This window comes from Megamonas sp., assembly GCF_986095205.1.
Window position 1 is genome coordinate 41219 of record NZ_CFQVBI010000072.1, and the last position, 18837, is coordinate 60055.

18 protein-coding genes and 1 tRNA gene are annotated in these 18837 nt (G+C 31.4%); 4 read left to right on the forward strand and 15 right to left on the reverse strand.

Going from position 1 to position 18837, the window contains the following annotated elements:
• Positions 1-24: 24 nt before the first annotated feature.
• The 3 genes from gnd to AC5LAX_RS10840 all read right to left on the reverse strand — a co-directional run bounded on the left by gnd (position 25) and on the right by AC5LAX_RS10840 (position 4552).
• Positions 25-1440 carry an NADP-dependent phosphogluconate dehydrogenase gene (gnd, locus tag AC5LAX_RS10830; RefSeq protein WP_117585199.1) on the reverse strand — a complete coding sequence of 472 codons (1416 nt, stop codon included), beginning with the start codon at positions 1438-1440 and terminating at the stop codon, positions 25-27.
• A 204-nt stretch (positions 1441-1644) separates the two neighbouring features.
• Positions 1645-2964, reverse strand: a complete 1320-nt coding sequence (locus tag AC5LAX_RS10835) for a gluconate:H+ symporter (RefSeq protein WP_022228344.1) — start codon at positions 2962-2964, stop codon at positions 1645-1647.
• A gap of 31 nt (positions 2965-2995) precedes the next feature.
• A complete protein-coding gene (locus AC5LAX_RS10840; RefSeq protein WP_288909304.1) occupies positions 2996-4552 on the reverse strand; it encodes a gluconokinase in 1557 nt (518 codons plus the stop codon).
• Between the two features lie 235 nt (positions 4553-4787).
• Between AC5LAX_RS10840 and AC5LAX_RS10845 the strand changes: the two genes are divergently transcribed.
• Together AC5LAX_RS10845 and AC5LAX_RS10850 are read left to right on the forward strand one after the other, a co-directional pair.
• Positions 4788-5639, forward strand: coding sequence for a MurR/RpiR family transcriptional regulator (locus AC5LAX_RS10845; protein WP_015561873.1), 852 nt, complete (start codon positions 4788-4790; stop codon positions 5637-5639).
• 136 nt (positions 5640-5775) lie between these two features.
• Positions 5776-6615 carry a YitT family protein gene (locus AC5LAX_RS10850; protein ID WP_015561874.1) on the forward strand — a complete coding sequence of 280 codons (840 nt, stop codon included), beginning with the start codon at positions 5776-5778 and terminating at the stop codon, positions 6613-6615.
• A gap of 100 nt (positions 6616-6715) precedes the next feature.
• On the opposite strand, the gene AC5LAX_RS10855 is transcribed toward AC5LAX_RS10850, so the two are convergent.
• The 9 genes from AC5LAX_RS10855 to AC5LAX_RS10895 all read right to left on the reverse strand — a co-directional run bounded on the left by AC5LAX_RS10855 (position 6716) and on the right by AC5LAX_RS10895 (position 13987).
• Positions 6716-7540: an undecaprenyl-diphosphate phosphatase gene (locus AC5LAX_RS10855; protein WP_019000075.1), complete on the reverse strand. Its 825-nt coding sequence runs from the start codon at positions 7538-7540 to the stop codon at positions 6716-6718.
• A gap of 151 nt (positions 7541-7691) precedes the next feature.
• The gene (locus AC5LAX_RS10860; RefSeq protein WP_019000076.1) at positions 7692-8666 is read right to left on the reverse strand and encodes a ribose-phosphate diphosphokinase; all 975 of its coding nucleotides are present in this window, start codon (positions 8664-8666) and stop codon (positions 7692-7694) included.
• A gap of 125 nt (positions 8667-8791) precedes the next feature.
• Complete coding sequence (gene glmU, locus AC5LAX_RS10865) at positions 8792-10162, reverse strand: bifunctional UDP-N-acetylglucosamine diphosphorylase/glucosamine-1-phosphate N-acetyltransferase GlmU (RefSeq protein ID WP_288909303.1); 1371 nt, start codon at positions 10160-10162, stop codon at positions 8792-8794.
• Positions 10163-10417: 255 nt separating this feature from the next.
• A complete protein-coding gene (locus AC5LAX_RS10870) occupies positions 10418-11104 on the reverse strand; it encodes a GntR family transcriptional regulator (RefSeq protein ID WP_008539373.1) in 687 nt (228 codons plus the stop codon).
• A gap of 13 nt (positions 11105-11117) precedes the next feature.
• Entirely contained in the window at positions 11118-11987 is an 870-nt protein-coding gene (gene ispE / locus AC5LAX_RS10875) for a 4-(cytidine 5'-diphospho)-2-C-methyl-D-erythritol kinase (protein WP_288909302.1), read from the reverse strand.
• Between the two features lie 198 nt (positions 11988-12185).
• Positions 12186-12536, reverse strand: a complete 351-nt coding sequence (locus tag AC5LAX_RS10880; protein ID WP_008539371.1) for a metal-sensing transcriptional repressor — start codon at positions 12534-12536, stop codon at positions 12186-12188.
• Positions 12537-12548: 12 nt separating this feature from the next.
• Positions 12549-12737 (reverse strand): type II toxin-antitoxin system prevent-host-death family antitoxin, encoded by a 189-nt coding sequence (locus AC5LAX_RS10885; protein WP_008539369.1) that lies wholly within the window; start codon positions 12735-12737, stop codon positions 12549-12551.
• A gap of 50 nt (positions 12738-12787) precedes the next feature.
• Positions 12788-13018, reverse strand: a complete 231-nt coding sequence (locus AC5LAX_RS10890; protein ID WP_008539367.1) for a hypothetical protein — start codon at positions 13016-13018, stop codon at positions 12788-12790.
• 15 nt (positions 13019-13033) lie between these two features.
• Positions 13034-13987, reverse strand: coding sequence for a magnesium transporter CorA family protein (locus tag AC5LAX_RS10895; protein ID WP_008539365.1), 954 nt, complete (start codon positions 13985-13987; stop codon positions 13034-13036).
• Positions 13988-14304: 317 nt separating this feature from the next.
• Here AC5LAX_RS10895 and AC5LAX_RS10900 point away from each other — a divergent pair.
• Both AC5LAX_RS10900 and AC5LAX_RS10905 read left to right on the forward strand, forming a co-directional pair.
• Positions 14305-14393: transfer RNA gene (locus tag AC5LAX_RS10900), tRNA-Ser, on the forward strand.
• A 291-nt stretch (positions 14394-14684) separates the two neighbouring features.
• A complete protein-coding gene (locus AC5LAX_RS10905; RefSeq protein ID WP_115152302.1) occupies positions 14685-16019 on the forward strand; it encodes an MATE family efflux transporter in 1335 nt (444 codons plus the stop codon).
• 82 nt (positions 16020-16101) lie between these two features.
• Here AC5LAX_RS10905 and AC5LAX_RS10910 read toward each other — a convergent pair whose 3' ends face one another.
• The 3 genes from AC5LAX_RS10910 to AC5LAX_RS10920 are packed head-to-tail and all read right to left on the reverse strand — an operon-like array spanning position 16102 to position 18780.
• Positions 16102-17043, reverse strand: a complete 942-nt coding sequence (locus AC5LAX_RS10910; protein WP_117585195.1) for an asparaginase — start codon at positions 17041-17043, stop codon at positions 16102-16104.
• 13 nt (positions 17044-17056) lie between these two features.
• On the reverse strand, positions 17057-17248 hold the full coding sequence (locus tag AC5LAX_RS10915; RefSeq protein ID WP_008539362.1) for a hypothetical protein: 192 nt from the start codon (positions 17246-17248) through the stop codon (positions 17057-17059).
• 26 nt (positions 17249-17274) lie between these two features.
• Entirely contained in the window at positions 17275-18780 is a 1506-nt protein-coding gene (locus tag AC5LAX_RS10920; RefSeq protein ID WP_288909301.1) for an SGNH/GDSL hydrolase family protein, read from the reverse strand.
• Between the last annotated feature and the right edge of the window lie 57 nt (positions 18781-18837).

Here is an 18837-nt window from a genome sequence, read left to right on the forward strand (position 1 = left end):
CAGACAAAAGTCTGCTTTTTCTTATTATCTATCAAAATGTTTTTGCCATTGATGATGGAAAGTACCTTCTCTATCAATGCGTTTATACGTATGAGCACCAAAATAATCTCTTTGAGCTTGAATGAGATTTGCACCTACAACTTTTGTACTCAAACCATCAATATAAGAAATTGCATTGGCAAAAGCTGGTACTGGTACACCTGCTAAAATAGCTTTAGCTACAATTTTTCTTAAACATTGCTGATTATTTTTTACTTTTTCAGCAAAGAATTCATTTTCAATTAAATTATCTAAATTAGGTTCTTGCTGATAAGCATTAGTTATATTATTTAAAAATCTCGCTTGAATGATACAACCAGCTCTAAAAATAGAAGCAATATCACCTAAGTTTAAATTCCAATCGTATGTTTCAGAAGCGCTTTTATAAAGAGCAAGACCTTGAGCATATGCTGCAATTTTAGCTGTATATAAAGAACGTCTTACATCTTCTACAAAATCTGCATCAATTTCTACAGGTAATACTTTTTTCAAACCACTTGCTGCTAATTGTTGACGTTTTTCATAGAAAGAACTGATATTTCTAGCATTGCAAGCACTTGTCATAATAGATGTATTCACACCTTGTTCTAAAGCAGCTAAGCTTGTCCAACGACCTGTACCTTTTTGCCCTGCACTATCTAAGATTTTATCTACTAATTCGCCTTCGCCTAAATCATCTTTTTCTTTAAAGATATCTGCTGTAATACCAATTAAGAAGCTATTTAATTCACCTTGGTTCCATTCATTGAAAATATCTGCAATCTGGGAATTTTCATATCCACCAACATGTTTTAATAATAAATAAGCTTCAGCAATAAGTTGCATATCTGCATATTCAATACCATTATGCACCATTTTTACATAATGACCTGCACCATTTTCACCAATATATGTGCAACAAGGTTTACCATCTTCAGCTTTAGCGGAAATAGCTTCTAAAACTTCTTTGATTTCTTTATAACTTTCTTTATTACCGCCTGGCATTAATGCTGGACCATTGAGTGCTCCCTCTTCACCGCCAGATACACCAACACCAAAATATTTAAATCCTTTAGAAGTTACATATTCATATCTTCTTTGTGTATCTTTAAAGAAGGAATTGCCACCGTCCATGATGATATCTTCTTTATCTAAATAAGGTAAAAGACTTTCAATTACACTATCTACTGCTTTACCTGCTGTTACCATGATAAAGAATTTACGAGGACGAGTCATACCTTCCACTAAAGATTTTACATCATAAAAAGCTGTTATATTATCATGTGGATGATTTTTAACAAAAGCTTCTGTTAAATCTGGAGTGTAATTATATACGGCTACTTTGAAATTATGATTTGCCATGTTTAAAGCTAAACAGCTTCCCATTACACCCATACCAATAACTGCTATATTTGATTTCATAAATTTTATTTTCCCCCATTAAAAATTAAAAAAATATATCTATATTGTACAACTGTCTATCAAAAAAAGCTACCAATAAGGTAGCTTTTTTATTTTTCTCGTACAATATATTATCGCATGTCTAAAATTCAGCTACTAAATTATTCATAAAATACAATTATCTTCTTTATTTATAATTTATTTGCATAAAATCTTCAAAAACTATCAAAATAAGATTGCATTTAAAATCATTACACCAATAATACCTGCAACGGAAATAATAGTTTCTAAAGCACACCATGTGCGAATTGTTCCCTTTATAGTTAAGCCAAAGAACTCTTTAAATAACCAAAATCCTGGGTCATTTGGTGGACTGAAAATTACACTACCTGCACCAACTGCTAATACCATAAGTTCTGGGCTTACACCAGTGAGTGGAATTAATGGTGCTACGATGCCACCTGCTGTGAGTGCTGCTACTGTTGCAGACCCAACAGAAGTTCTGATAACAGCAGCAATCAACCATGCCATCAATAATGGAGACATATCTGAACCATGAATTAAACTACCGATATATGTTCCCAATCCACTATCAATTAAAATCTGTTTTAAAACACCGCCACCTGCAACAACAAGTAAAATCATCGCAATAGTTTTTACTGCATCTTCTACACTTGTCATTATTTCTTTCATGGATTTTCCACGATTTAAGCCAAAAGTAAAAATGGCAATGATTACAGAAATAGTAAGCGCTATATCTGGATTTCCTAAAAATACTAAAATATGATAAATACTATACGTATCATCTAAAGTCATCTTTACAATAGCAGAAGCTGCCATCAATACTACTGGTACTAATGCAGTAAAAATACTAATTGCAAAAGAAGGCATTTCATCTTCTTTGAAAATTTTAGGATTGTATAAACCTTTTGGAATTTCCGGTTTCAAATCTTTAACAAAATTATAATAAAGTGGTCCTGCTAAGATAACTGTTGGCACTGCAATGATAAAGCCATAAATCAAAGTAGTACCTAAATCTGCATTAAAAATAACTGCAATCGCTGTTGGCCCTGGATGTGGTGGTAAAAATCCATGTGCCACAGATAAAGAAGCTGCCATTGGAATACCAACTTCTAAAAGATTAACCTTTGCTTCAGCTGCAATCGTAAATACTAATGGAATTAAAAGTACAAAGCCAATTTCATAAAAAAGTGCAATACCTACGACAAAACCTGTTAAGCAAACAGCCCAACGAACATTTTTTACCCCGAACATAGAAATCAATGTAGTGGCAATTCTTTGTGCTCCCCCACTATCAGCCATCAATTTACCAAGCATAGCCCCAAAACTTACGACTATTGCCAGACCTCCTAATGTACCGCCTAACCCCTTAGTTATAGATGGTACGATAGCATCTACTGGTAAACCTAAAGCAAAGCCCATAAAAATTGCTACAAAAATTAAAGATAAAAAACTATTTAACTTACACTTTACAATAAGTATAAATAAAATAATAATCCCCACAGCCAATATAGCTAATGGCATAATCAAAACCCTCTCTCTTTATATATTTTTATTATTTATACATTTTATTTTGATACGTAGTTATGCGTGCAAAATCAGGTTGTAATTTTTCATATAAACTGCTATAGATATCAAAAAGTTCTTCATAGACTTCTTTATTTTCTGCTTGTGGTTTATATACTTTCTTCGGTTTAATTAAATTTGCAGTATCAGAGATATCTTTCATCTCACCACTAGCTATGAAACCTAAAACAGCTGCCCCAAAAGCTGCTCCCTCACTATTTTGAGGTAAAGTTATATGTTCGCCAAAGATATCAGCCATAATTTGTAACCATAATGGTGATTTTGTAAAACTACCACTGACGCGAATATCTTTTACCTGACCAAAATCTTTTAAAGCACTTAGTACACAATTTAAACTAAAACATATACCTTCCATGCCAGCTCTAATCATATGCGAACGACTGTGATTTAAAGATAAGCCAAAAAACATTCCACGAAGCTCAGAATTCCAATATGGTGCACGTTCACCTGTAAAAAATGGCAACAACAATAATCCTTCTGCTCCAGCTGGAATTTTAGAAGCTTTAAGCGTCATTAAATCATATGGGTCAATATCGATATCTTCTAAACGATGATTGCTATAATGGCAGACTTTATCGCGAAGCCATCTCATGATGATGCCACCATTATTTATAGCACCACCTGCAACCCACATATCATCAGTCAAGTTATAACACCATGTGCGTCCTAAGTTATCCACCTTCGGTGTTTTTGTAAGCATTCTAATTGCTCCGCTTGTACCGATTGTCGCACTTAACTGACCATCTTCAATAGCACCAATTCCCACATTTACCAATACACCATCAGTAGCACCAATAACTACAGGTAAATTTTCTGGTAAATTCAATCTTTGCGCTGCACTATCTGTCAATTTACTCTGATAAGTTGTAGATACAACAGGTGGTAATTGTTCTCTTGTTATTCCCGCATAATTTAAAATTTCTTCATCCCAATCCATTTTATGAGCATTATATAAACCACTTGCAGAAGCTGAGGATTTATCAACTACCCATTCACCTGTCATTTTTTCAAAAATATAATCTTTTAAAGAATAAATATATCTCATTTTGGCAAATACATCAGGATAATTTTTTCTCACCCATAAGATTTTCAAAAATGGATAACAAGAATGAGTTGGACAACATGTTCTTTCATAAAAACCTTTTACTAAGGCTTCATCTTTTTTTAATTCATTAACAATACCTACTGAACGACTATCTGCCCAAGTTATCATATTGCTCAATAATTCACGATTTTCATTAGCCGGTGCAAAGCTATGCATAACAGTACTAATAGCTATACCAGATACATTTTTACCTTTATAAATTAAAGTATTAGCTACTTCACGTACAACTTTTTCAATTGCTTTATATATAATCTCAGGATTTTGCTCAGCCCAATCTGGATATGGTGTTTCTAACGGATAAAATTCATCTGCACTACATAAACTCAATCCATCTTTTTGATAAGCAATCGCTCTAACTCCTGTAGTACCTACATCTACCCCAATCCAAATACAACTTCTTGTATTACTAAAATCCAACATTAAAACCGCCCTTTCCCTAAACCATTATAAATAAACTGAAAAATCATTAATTTATGTAATTTCTTTATTTACTAACACAAGCAAATTATAACAAATAAAACTTTATTATGCAATATATTTTTCATTTTATTTTTTATTTTTGATATTTTTATATCATTTTTTATCAATCTTATTCTATACTATCACTATATTTTGTTGTTATAATTACATTAAGAAAGATTTTGAGGTGAATATCATGGAGACAAATACATCTATCTTAACATTAATGCGTAGCAATTATAATAATATGACGAAATCAGAAAAACGCATCATAGATTATATCCTTGCTAATTTAAAAACTGTCATGAGTCAAACTATCTCCGATTTAGCCAGCAATACTCAAAGTTCGGAAATTACTATTTCTCGTTTTTGTAAAAAATTAGGTTTTAGCGGTCTACAAAGTTTAAAAATAGCCTTAGCTAGTGAAGTATATAGTCAAGATGAATTAGTATCTCAAGAAATAAATCCCAATGATTCCTATAAATTAATTGCTGAAAAACTTTTTTCTTCCATCACTGATGGACTGCAAGACACTTTAAAATTAATTGATTTTGAACAATTAGAAAAAGCTGTTCAGTTAATAAAAAATGCCCATCAAATCTGTGTATATGGCTTTGGTAATTCTTTTACAGTTTGCCAAGATATCGAAACACGTTTTATGCGTTTTGGTATTCCTATAAAAGCCTATAATGATTTGCATATGCAAGTTACAGCGTCTTCTCTACTCACAGAAAAAGATTTAATTATCTGCGTATCTCATACAGGCGCCAACATTGACCTTCTACAAGCTATAGAATTAGCTCACAATAATAATGTTCCTATAATTGCCATAACAAGTTATATGAACTCTCCTCTTTGTAAATTAGCTGATGTTGTTTTGCATGGTATGGGTCGCGAAATCGCCTATAAATCTGAAGCTGTTGCTTCACGATTAATACACATGGCCATAGTAGATATTCTATATATGGGTGTATATCAAAAAAATGTTACAAAAAACTTCACTAATATCAAAAAAATGCGTAATGCTATAGCTAAACGCAGATTGTAATGTACATTTACTTACACTTTTTCCTGAAAAATTTTATAAAATATGTAAAATAATAAAAAAACTACTTGCTAAATACCTAATTTGCTATATAATGTTGAATATTGATTTAGATTTTATATTATTTTAGAGGTATTTTATGAAAAAATATATTATCCAGTATGCAATGATCGTCATTGGTGCTCTTATTTCTGCCATATCATGTAATTTGTTCTTAATTCCTAATCATTTTCTCTCTGGCGGACTTACAGGGATTGCCATTATTCTCCACTATTTATTTGATTTACCTATCGGTATTCAAAATATCATCTTCAACATTCCAATTTTATATATTGCCTATCATTTTTTTGGAAGACTATATTTTTTCAACACAATATTAGGTACAGGTCTATATTCATTCTTCATTGATTTAACATCATTCTTAACACCATATACTCCACTACATAATAATCCTATGTTATCAGCTATCGTTGCTGGTGTAGTTTCTGGTATTGGCTTTGGTCTTATCTTACGTGCAAATGCTAATACTGGTGGTGCCGATGTAATTGCAGCTTTAATCAAGAAACTCTATTCTTATAATATCGGTACAATGATTTTCGCTTTAAATTGTATCATCGTACTTTGTGGTCTTTGTCTATTCAATTTTGAAGTAGCCATTTACACTTTAATCTACATGTATATCATGGGTGAAGTTGATAACCGCATTGTTACTGGTTTCAATAAACGAAAATCCATCATGATTATTTCCGATAAGTCTGAACAAATTGCAGGGCTTATCATGCTTGAATTAGGACGTGGTGTTACCTTAATCAATGGTGAAGGTGGCTATACACATACTAAAAAGAAAATACTTTATATCGTAGTAAATCTTACGCAATTAAGTAAAATTAAAGAAATAGCTTTAAATATAGATAAAAAAGCCTTCTTTATTATCTCTAATGCTTCTGAAGTAAATGGTAAAGGCTTCTCTTACCATTAAATAATAAATAATGACAAAATAAAAAGGATAAGAATTGATTTACTTCAACTCTTATCCTTTTATTTATATTCGCTCTTATGCTTAAAAAGAAATTATCCTTTTATCCTTGGAAATAAAAATATGCAAATACGATTAGACCTAAAATTATACGATACCAGCCAAATGCTTTAAAGTCATTTGTTCTTACATAACGAAGTAAGAATTTAATAGAAATAATAGAAACTATAAAAGCTACTACCATACCCACTAATAATAGAATAACTTCTTCAAAAGTATAATTAAAACCGAATTTAAATAGTTTTAATGCACTAGCACCAAACATAACAGGAATAGCTAAAAAGAATGTGTATTCTGTAGCTACCACACGAGAAGTTCCAAATAAAATACCACCTAAAATAGTGGAACCAGAACGAGATGTACCTGGCACTAAAGACAATACCTGAAAGAAACCTATTATCAATGCTGTTTTATAATCTAAATAGTCAATATCTTTGATGCTTGGTGTTCTATGTTTATTATAATTTTCAACTATAATAAATAATACCCCATATAAAATCAAAGTGAATGCTACTACTTGTGCATTCATAAAATGCTCTTCCATATAATCATTAAAAGCTAAACCAATTACAGCAGCAGGAATACAGCCAACGATTACTTTTCCCCATAAAGAAATGGTTTGTCTTTTTTTCAAATATGTTTTTCTTTTTGAAAATGGATTTAGTCTATCAAAATTTAAAGCAACTACAGCTAAAATTGCACCTAGCTGAATAACTACTAAGAACATATCCATAAATGCTTTACTTACATTTAAAGACATAAACTCATCAACTAAAATCATATGACCTGTACTACTTACAGGCAACCATTCTGTTAGACCTTCAACAATCCCTAAAACAATAGCTTTTATAATCTCTAGGGTAAACATAAATTATAAAATCCCTCCTATTTGTTCATTATTTTTCCAATATAAAATTTAAAACTGAATTTAAGCTGAAACAACCAAATGATTAAAAATTTATCCTAATTCGCAAAAGAGGTCTCTTTGTAGAGACCTCTTTTATATTTTTATTTGATTATCAGCCTTTACCTTTTACGATATCAATTGCATCGAAAAGTTTACTTACAGATTTTTTCTGATAAATACGAGAAATTACTTCACCTATAGGTGGAGCCATAGATACAGAAACAATTTTGCTAGAATGTTTTTCTTCAGGTAATGGAATAGTGTTTGTAATAATTAACTCTTCCATTGGAGAATCTTCAATACGCTGAACTGCTGGATCACTTAAGATACCATGAGTACAACAAGCATAAACGGATTTTGCACCATGTTTAACAAGTGCTTTAGCACCTTCACATAAAGAACCTGCTGTATCTACGATATCATCAATGATAACGCAATTCTTATCTTTTACTTCACCAATTAAATTCATAACTTTAGCGCAACCTGGCATTGGACGGCGTTTTTCAATAATAGCAATAGGTGCTTTTAAACGATCTGCTAAAGCACGAGCGCGTGTTACACCACCAAGGTCAGGAGAAACAACTACTACATCTTCAAGATTTTTAGCTTGGATATAAGCTGCAAGAAGTGGAGCTGCTGCAAGATGGTCTACTGGGATATCAAAGAAACCTTGGATTTGACCTGCATGTAAATCAACAGTGATTACACGGTCAATACCAGCTGTAGTCATAAGATTAGCTACTAATTTTGCAGAAATAGGTTCGCGACCACGAGTTTTACGGTCTTGACGAGAATAAGCATAATATGGTACAACCGCATTAATGCTCTGTGCAGATGCACGACGGCAAGCATCAGCCATAACGAGTAATTCCATAAGATTGTCATTTACTGGTTGGCTAGTTGGCTGAATAATAAATACATCCTTACCACGAATACTTTCACTAATCATTACTTGAGTTTCACCATTATTGAAGTGACCTACAAAAGCATGACATAATTCCACACCGATATACTGTGCTACTTCTTCTGCTAATTTTGGATTTGCATTACCAGTGAGAATACATAATTTTGAGGTATCGAAGTTCATTTTACTCCTCCTGAAATCTGTTAAAAATATAATAAATAATAATAATATATATAGAAATGTAGTTATGCTACATTGCTACCAAAATAAAATATAAATTAAACTATTATACTAACTAAATTTCTTAGTTATTTTCTTTTGTCTTTCCAGCCTTCAATATTTTTCTGTCTTTCACGTGCGATTGCAAGTGCGTTTTCTGGAACTTCTTTAGTAATTGTAGAGCCTGCACCTACATAAGCACCATTATTTACTTTAACTGGAGCTACAAGATTTGAGTTGCAACCAATAAAGCAATCATCACCTATTATAGTACGGAATTTATTTTTTCCATCATAATTTACAGTGATTGTACCACAACCCATATTTACACCAGAACCCATATCAGTATCTCCAATATAGCTCAAGTGAGGTAATTTAGAGCCTTCACCAATATTAGAATTTTTAACTTCTACGAAGTTACCAATTTTTACTTTATGTGCAAGTTTTGTATTTGGACGAATGTGTACATATGGTCCCATTTTTACATCATCTGCGATTTCACAGTCTTCAGTAAAACTAAACATAGCTTCTACATTATCGCCCATAACTGTATTTTTGAAATGTGAATTTGGTCCAAGTTTGCAACCTTGTCCAATTTTACTATTGCCTTCAATCCAAGTAGATGGATAGATTATAGTATCTTGTCCAATTTCAACGTCAACATCTACATAAGTGGTATCAGGATCCATCAAAGTTACTCCTTGAGCCATTAATTCTTTATTTTTGCGTTGACGAATGATTTTTTCAGCATTTGCCAATTGTTCACGAGAATTTATGCCCAATGTTTCTTCATAATTTTCAGCAATAGTAGCATTTATTTTCTGTTTTTCTCCACGTAAAATGGATAAAACATCTGGTAAATAATATTCGCCTTGAGCATTATTATTATTTACTTTTTTCAAGCTAGCAAATAAAGCTTCGGCATCAAAACAATAAATTCCTGTATTGATTTCATTGATTGCAAGTTCACGTTCGCTAGCATCTTTTTGTTCTACGATTTTTTCTACAGAACCATCTACTAAACGAATTACACGTCCATAGCCAAATGGGTCTGGCATAAATGTTGTAAGTACAGAGGCTTTAGCTCCTGATTGTACATGTTCTTCATAGAATTTTTTTAATGTAGCACCTGTAACAAGTGGAGTATCGCCACATAAAACCATTATAGCAGTATTTTTATCTTTGATTAATGGTTCTGCCTGCATTACAGCATGACCTGTACCTAATTGTTCTTCTTGTAAAACGATTTCAGCTTTATCGCCTAAAACAGCTTGTACTTGTTCACGACCAAAGCCTACTACAACTATATTACGTGTGGAACCAGCATTTTTAGCAGCATCAAGTACATGTTCTACCATTGGCTTTCCACCTGCACAATGGAGTACTTTTGGTAATTTAGATTTCATGCGAGTGCCTTTACCTGCGGCTAAAATTATGGTAATTAATCCTTCTGATTTCACCTTAAAATTCACTTTCCTTTATTGTATATGTGATGTATTTCTATCTCATTTCATTTGCAATTATAAAATAGAAACTTCTTGATGTTTTCATATCAAGCAAACCCCATGCATCCCATGGTTTATTATCTATAAAATTCATTTTGCTATTATCTTAGCAAAAAATCTTATACTGTATATCAAATAAAAACTTATCTAAGTTTATTATATCATATATAAATCATATCTAAAAAAAATCTTTAGCATTTATTTTTTATTTTACATATTGCCATCTTTATCTTCCATACTAAGCAATAAAGTATGTTCAGAACGTTCCATGTGATATTCAGAAGCTTTTTGTGCAGCAACTGCATCACCTTGAGCAATAGTATCTACTATACGACGATGTTCTTCTAAAGTTTCTTCCAAACGACCAGGATAAGCCATGGATTTTGCACGGAAACTTGTCAATTGTTCGCGTAAATTATAAATAATACCTACTAAACGATTATTTCTGCTTGCTTGATATAAAATATCATGGAATTTCGTATCAGCTTCAACGATTTTTTCCATATTTTTTTCTTTTATAGCTTCACCAATGACAACTAATAATCTTTGTAAATGTTCAAGTTCTTCATCAGTGATACGTTCAGCAGCAAGTCCACTAGCTAAAGAATCTAGTGAAGTTCTAATTTCAAAAACTTCATTAATATCTTTAATGGATAAATTGGATACATATGTACCACGGCGAGGCATCATAATTACATAGCCTTCTAATTCCAATTTACGAATTGCCTCTCTAACAGGAGTACGACTAACACCTAGTTGTTCAGCTAAATGAATTTCCATTAAGCGTTCGCCTGGTTTTAAAATACCTTTTCTTATAGCATCACGCAAAGTTTCAAAAACTACTTCACGTAAAGGTTGATAACTATCTAACTTTATCGGTGTAAGTTTATTGCTCATGTTTATTCCTCCATTAAAAATTTTTTTCTGCTGTTTCTACAGCAAATACATCTGCATCAAAATCCAACTGTATTTTACTTACTATATCTTTTGCTTTTTGACTATCTTCTACAATGGCAAAGACTGTTGGACCACTGCCAGACATCATTGCAGCCATTGCTCCATAATCAGAAAGTTTTTGTTTTATTTTAGCTATCTCAGGATATTCTGGGATAGTTACATATTCTAAGACATTGCCTAAAGCTTTACAAATACCTTGTAAATCTTTTTTTATTAAAGATTTGCGCATTGCTTTATTATCAGGATGAATTACACTATCTTGTACTTTATGATAATTTTTATATACCCATGCTGTAGATACATCTACTTTTGGTTTTACTAAAACAATATTTGTCTTTGGCATAGCTGAAATTTCTTGTAAAATTTCGCCTCTACCAGTCGCTAACATTGTTCCACCCATCAAGCAAAATGATATATCTGAGCCTAATTGTTCTGCCATCTTACATAAAACATTAATGCCTAAATTCATTTCAAATAATTCATTTAATCCTCTAAATACAGCAGCAGCATCGGTGCTACCACCAGCTAATCCAGCAGCTACGGGTATTCTTTTGATTAAATTAATTTCTACACCACTGTTTATCTTATATGTATCTAAAAATAATTTTGCTGCTTTATAAATTAAATTATCTTTTGGCTTTGCTACACCTTTGACATCACCATGAAGTATAATGCCTTCTTCTGCATCAAGTTTAGTAAAAGTCAATGTATCAAATAAATTAATAGATTGCATAACCATACTAACTTCATGATAACCATCTGTTCTTTTGCCTAAAATATCCAAAGTAAGATTTATTTTCGCATTTGCATTTATTGTTACCATCTTATTCATCCTATCAATATCTTGTACTTAAAATACATTACTCATTCTTAAAAGATTTTATCATTCTATCAATAAAAAGTCTACTATCTCATATATTATTGTTAATTCTATCAATTCAAAAATCTTTTTTCCACTTGTACACGAATGTACTAAAAGTACAAAAGGCAAATATTTACCTTCATAAATACTTGCCCTTGCTTATTTTACAAATTTATCAATCGCTTCTTTTAATTTATCAATTGCCTCTTGGTCATTTTCTTTTACCGCTTCTACTAAACAATGTTCTATATGGTCCTGCAAAATTATCTTAGAAACATTTTTTATCGCAGAATTAACAGCTGATAATTGGATTAATACATCACTACAATCTCTATTTTGCTCCACCATACGTTTTACTGCACTTAAATGACCAATAGCTCTTGATAAGCGATTTAATACAGCTTTTGTTTGCGTATGCGTGTGTGTATGTCCATGATGAGCATGTACCGTTCCGTCTTCATGAACATGCCAAGCTGAATTTATTTCCTTATCATTATCATTTATTTCCATTTAGCAAAAACCTCACTTTTTTTCTTGAGCATTCTTTGCCAAAAAAATCTCTTTTTGTAATTCGTTAAATTGTTCCATAGACATTACTACAATGTTTTTACCACTACTGCGCTGTACAATCAATGTTTCTTTTTCATCAACAACTTTATCAGCATAAATAGTAAATTCATTTAATAAATCAGAAGATGATATAGCCATCATATATATCACATCCTTTCCAACTAAAATAATAAAATATAACACAATTTATATTAACAAGAAGAAATTCCCAATCTAGGGTGCTTCACAGGTTTTAAACTGCGTTTGCGAATAATCGTTAAAGCCTCACTCATAGAAATATCTTCTCGTGAAGAATTTTCTTCAAAAACACAAATAGGATTTTTCACACCTATCTCTGAAGCTGGCATATATACATATTCTAAATTGACATTATCTCCATAGATAACGCCATCACATAAATTAGCTTCAATCAAAGTTCTCATAAAAACCTCTTTACTCTAAAACATATTCTTTCGCCACAATACTGTCGCACAGATACCAGCTAAAAGCACAGCTAAAATACAAATATCCAAAAATGCCAATGGATTTTCTGACATAGGCACTTCCACATTCATACCAAAAAAGCTAGAGATTACAGTCGGTATAGCTAAAATAATTGTCATAGCAGCCAAAAAACGCATTACTAAGTTCAAGTTATTCGACATTATCGAAGAAAAGGTATCAGCAAGCCTAGCCAAAATTGTACTATACATCTCAACCATTTCACGAGCCTGTTTGTTTTCAATAATTACATCTTCTAGTAAATCTTCATCTTCTTCATATAACTTTATGATATTTTGCAAACTGTGATTAGAGCGCAAGCGCATGAGTTTTTCAAGCACTGCACCATTAGAACGCAAAGAAGCATTAAAATAAGTAAGTGCTTTTTGTAATTCCAATAAACGTAAAATCTCTCTATTTTCAGTGGACTCACGCAACCTAGCTTCAATTTCATCAGAAAGTTTATCTATTTGACGAAGATATTTCAAATAATATGTAACAGATTTGTACAAAATTTGAAATAAAAAGCGTGTTTTCTTGAAGGTGCGAAAAGAACGATATGTTCTTTCATTAAAATCTGAAATCACAGGCGTATCTTCTAAGCATACAGTGATAATATAATCTGGAGTCAAGATAATCGCTAATGGCAAAGTATCATAAGATTCAAAGGTTCTCATCACTGGCACATTAGTCAAAATCATAATCGAATTATCTTCTATATCTGTATGTGAACGTTCCTCATTATCTAGTGCTGAACGCAAAAAATCTGGTTCTACTTGAGTTAAATTACCTACTACTTTCAATTCATAAGGAGTAGGCGCAACTATATTTATCCATGCTCCTTTTTCTAATGATTTTAATGTCAATTCCTTTAAAGGACCTGTTTCCATGGATTTATAGATTTTCAACATTGCGATAGATTTCTCCCTTCTCTAAAAAACCTACCACAATTTATTATTTAACTAAAAATTTTGTAATATCTTTGATAAATAATCGGGTAGGTATCCTCTATATTTATTTTCTTGATAATTTAACTTGTTACTCTCCGGATACTCGTCCATAATTATTCACCAACCTTTGTAATTTAAGATATTGCATAATTAAGTATAATTCATATGATATAACTTATCAAGCATATCAATAACTATAGTTTTTCCTCTTACTTAACTTTTTAAATTAATAGTTGACAACTATAAAAAAAACTTGCTATACTTATATAGCAACTAATGGAGAGGTGTCCGAGTGGTTTAAGGAGCTGGTCTTGAAAACCAGTGATTCCGAAAGGGACCGTGGGTTCGAATCCCACCCTCTCCGCCATTAAATTAAATGATACAGGGAAATATTTCAAAGTGTTTCAAAGTCTTGATAAATCTAGTATTTAAAGGCTTTTTAGTAGTTTGAAGTATTTCCTTTTTTTATTGCTTTTAAAAAGTTTGCCCCTTTTTTAATAGACTCTTATCATTTAAAAATTTATATAATACAATCATTAATTATAGAATTAAACTTATTGTACAAAAATAGATAAAATCTTTTTCTAAAAACAGATTGACTATAGGGCGACACTATACTTTATAATAGAAAAAAATATTTCAAACCGAGGTTTTTTCTATGTTAAACTTACGTACAATGTATAGATTACGCCGACTTATTAATGTTATGTTACCTGTATTAGCTACGCAATTAGCAATCATTGGCATGAACTTTTTTGATGCTACAATGTCTGGTCATGCTGGTGCAGAACAACTCGCTGGTTCGTCTATAGGTGGAAGCCTTATGATGCCTATTATTGCAAGCTCTACAGGTATTTTAATGGCTGCTACGCCTATAATCGCCCATTTAATTGGTAAAAATGAAAAAGATGGCATAGCTACCGTTATTCATTCCGGACTGATTTTATCTATTATTATCGAATTGATTTTACTTTTAGCTTATTTCTTCTTTATTGATGATATTTTAGCTATTTTAACACTTGAACCTGATGTATATTATATAGCTAAATACTATATGTTAGCTTTAATCATTGGTTTAAGTGGTGGCTTATTGACTTTCCCACTTCGTTCTTTAACAGATACTGTAGCAGGCACTGCTGTTTCCATGAAAATTTATCTATTAGCATTACCTATCAATGCCTTTTTAAACTATTGTTTCATCTATGGTAATTTTGGTGCCCCTAAATTAGGCGGTATCGGTGCAGGTGTGGCAACTGCTATCACTTATTATATTTTACTATTTATTTTTATCGCTATAATTATCAATAATCCTCAATTTAAAAATCTAGCTCTATTCAATTTTAAATTTTCCTTAAAAAGTATCAAAGAATATTTAGGCATTGGTATTCCTAATGGCATGGGTATTTTTATGGAAGCTAGTTTATTTGGTTTTATCATCATCTTTATCAGTAAATTCGGTACAAATTATATAGCGGCTCATCAAGCAGCTATGAGTTTTTCTAGTGTTTTATATATGTTGCCATTGAGCTTTTCTCTAGCTTTAACAATTATTATTGGTATTGAAGTAGGAGCTAAGCGATACTTAGAGGCTAAAAAATATGCTTATCTAGGTTTGATTGTATCCTTCCTTTGTGTATTATCAATTGTTGGCTTAGTATTTTACTTCCGTGATTATATAGCACTTTTATATGCTACAGATACTACTTTATTGACATATATTGCTCATTTCTTAATTTATACGGCAGCATGGCAATTATTCGACGCGATTGCTTGTCCAATCCAAGGTATCTTGCGTGGTTACAAAGATGTAAAAGCTGCTTTTTATGTAAGTATGCTTGCTTATTGGGGTATTTGCTTACCTTTAGGTATGTTTCTTGATTATTTCATGACTCAAGGGGCATTTGCTTATTGGCAAAGTATGGTACTTGGTGTTGCTACTTCTGCTGTATTATTATTTTTTAGACTTCGTTACATTGAAAAACGATTTATTTAATGATCATATAAAAAAGGAGAAATTGAATTTAAATTCAATTTCTCCTTTTTTATTTTATCTTTTATATCTCTTATTATATCTCTTATTTTTTTGCTAAATCTACCATTAATTTTACTGTAACTGCTTCTACTGATAATTTTCCTGCTGGTATTACACCTGCCTTACAAGCTTTTATACCAACTTCATATCTATCCATATGCACTCCATCAAATAAACATTGTGTAGTACAAACAATTTTTACACCTTGTTTACTAAGCTCTTCAATAGCGCCTACAATATCTCTTTGTTTATCTTTGGCAAAAGGTATTCCACCTGCACCATATGCTTCGATAACTATACCTTTATAACCCATTTTAACTAAATTAAATAAAAGTTCACTATCTAATCCTGGCATGATTTTTATTTGTGCTACTTTTAATTCTAAATCACTATGAACTTTAAAAATTCCATTCACTTGAGGATTTTCATATTCATTCCATTTTATATTATTTCCTTCAAAAGTAGCTACTGGCATTTTATTTATACTTTGAATTGAACGCATATCTTCACTATATAATTTTTTAGCCCATAAACCTTCTATTATTTGACCGCCACAAACAGCAAATACACCTATTTTTTCTGAACTTGCCATCGCAAAAGCTGCGTTTAAATTAAATTTTGCATCAGTATTTTCTTCTTCAATAGTTAATTGTGAACCAATTACTACTACAGGTTTTGCTAAATTCTCCAACATATAATGAAGTGCACAACATGTCCAATTCAATGTATCTGTACCATGAGTTATTACAAAACCATCATATTGTTCATATAATTTTTCAATATAACCTGCGATATATTGCCAATCTTCTGGTTGTAGATTTGTGCTATCTAACTGCATGATATCATAACAATCTATATGACCATAATCTTTTAAATTCGGTACCATCTCTAACATTTCTTTAGCTGTAAATCCTGGTGCAAGTCCATTTTCACTAGGACGTGAAGCTATAGTACCGCCTGTTGCTAACCAACAAATTTTTTTCATAAAATCCTCACCATCATTTTAATTCATTATTCATTTCATTATCCAATTCGCTTTGATATTGTTCATACGCTTCTATATCATATTTTAGACCAGACAATGCTCTTTTCGCTATCGCTACAGGGCAATCAGGCGTACAAACTGGACATTTTCCGCATAATTCTTCTACAGCTACTAAAGCTTTTTTTACTTGTTCTACAGTTGCCATGTATTTACTCCTAAATCAAACTTCCATCAATTATTTACAATATCTGGAAAATTAGCTCGTAAATAATCACCTACTAATTCTCCGATATGTTTTTTACCTTCAAAATCAGGATGCAGACCGTCAGTTGTCATATTATCTGCTAAATAACCTTGTTCATCCATCAAACCTGATGCCACATCTACATGATACGGTTGTTTTTCTATCCATTCATTTATTTTTAAACGTTCCTTATCCCACCCATCACTGATATCTAAATTTATAACAGATTTCATTCTTGGTGGATTTACAGAAGTTACTGTTAAAAATACAGGAATAATATTATGTTGCTGACATTTTTGTTTTATCGATGTTAAATTATTGATTACAGTTTCCGCTTTCACCCCTGTACGTATATCATTTACGCCCCCCATTATGACTAATATTTTAGGATTAAATGATATTACATCATTATCAAAACGATTTAACATATTTGAGGTTAAATTTCCACTAAAACCAATATTTAATACAGGCAAATTAGCATAAGTTTCCCAATTATATAAAGTTGCACTAGGTGGAGTGCTTACAGCGCCCCCTCCATGGGTGATACTATCGCCTAATGCTGCCACTTTTACATTATCTTGTTTTACAGTGAAATAACTATTTTTAGCTTCAGCTAATTTATGATTATTTTTGTCATATGCCTGTACATTGAAAAAATAAAGTCCTTTTTTTGTATAAGCTTTATTATCATAATAATCCATACCTTGTGGGCAAGTATATGATGCTATTTTTTCTATATTATTAAAATCATATTTAGGTACATAAAATACATCTATTTTATAATGGTCTGCATTTTTTACAGGCACCCATGAATATACTGGGTAAACTGGCATGTAATCCATTTTATCAAAATGAGTAGTGATTTTTAGCGGTGATATTTCTACATCTTTTGCCACTAAATATGTAGTATATTCACGTCTGCTAAAATCTTCTAATTTATATTCATCACCCTTGTTTTGCCAATTGAGCTTATACATTTCCCCCTTGTGTAATAATCTAGGTTTTGTATAATCTGATACTGGCACTTTATTTTCATCTAAACCTCTGACTTGCCATTTTAAATTCTGTGATAAATCCACTTCACTATTATCTAATTGATAGCCAGATGCATAGATATTATATTTTGTAAATAATACTTCTTGCGTATCTATATTTTTTACAATTAATTCATACATAACAGCATTTGGGATTTCTGGCCAATTTAAAATAGCTGACTTAAACTCTACATTTTCAATTTTATTTTCAGTAGCATTATCTAAAGTTTTACTTGGTATGATATTTTCTTCTTTAGCTAATATTGTAGTTTTTTCTTTTTTATCCATATTTTTATCAATATTACCTGTATTATCCATTTTATCTGTTTTTATTTTAACTTCTTTTATTTGCACTAAAGCTTGTTTAGAAGGAACTTGTGCAAAGGTTAAATTTACATTCATAAAATTTAAAAGACTTACAGCTAATACACTTCTTATAAAAATTTTTTTTAATTTCACTTTATTCTCCCTACTAAATAAAACAGATAGAAAATTCTTCAATCTTCTATCTGTTTA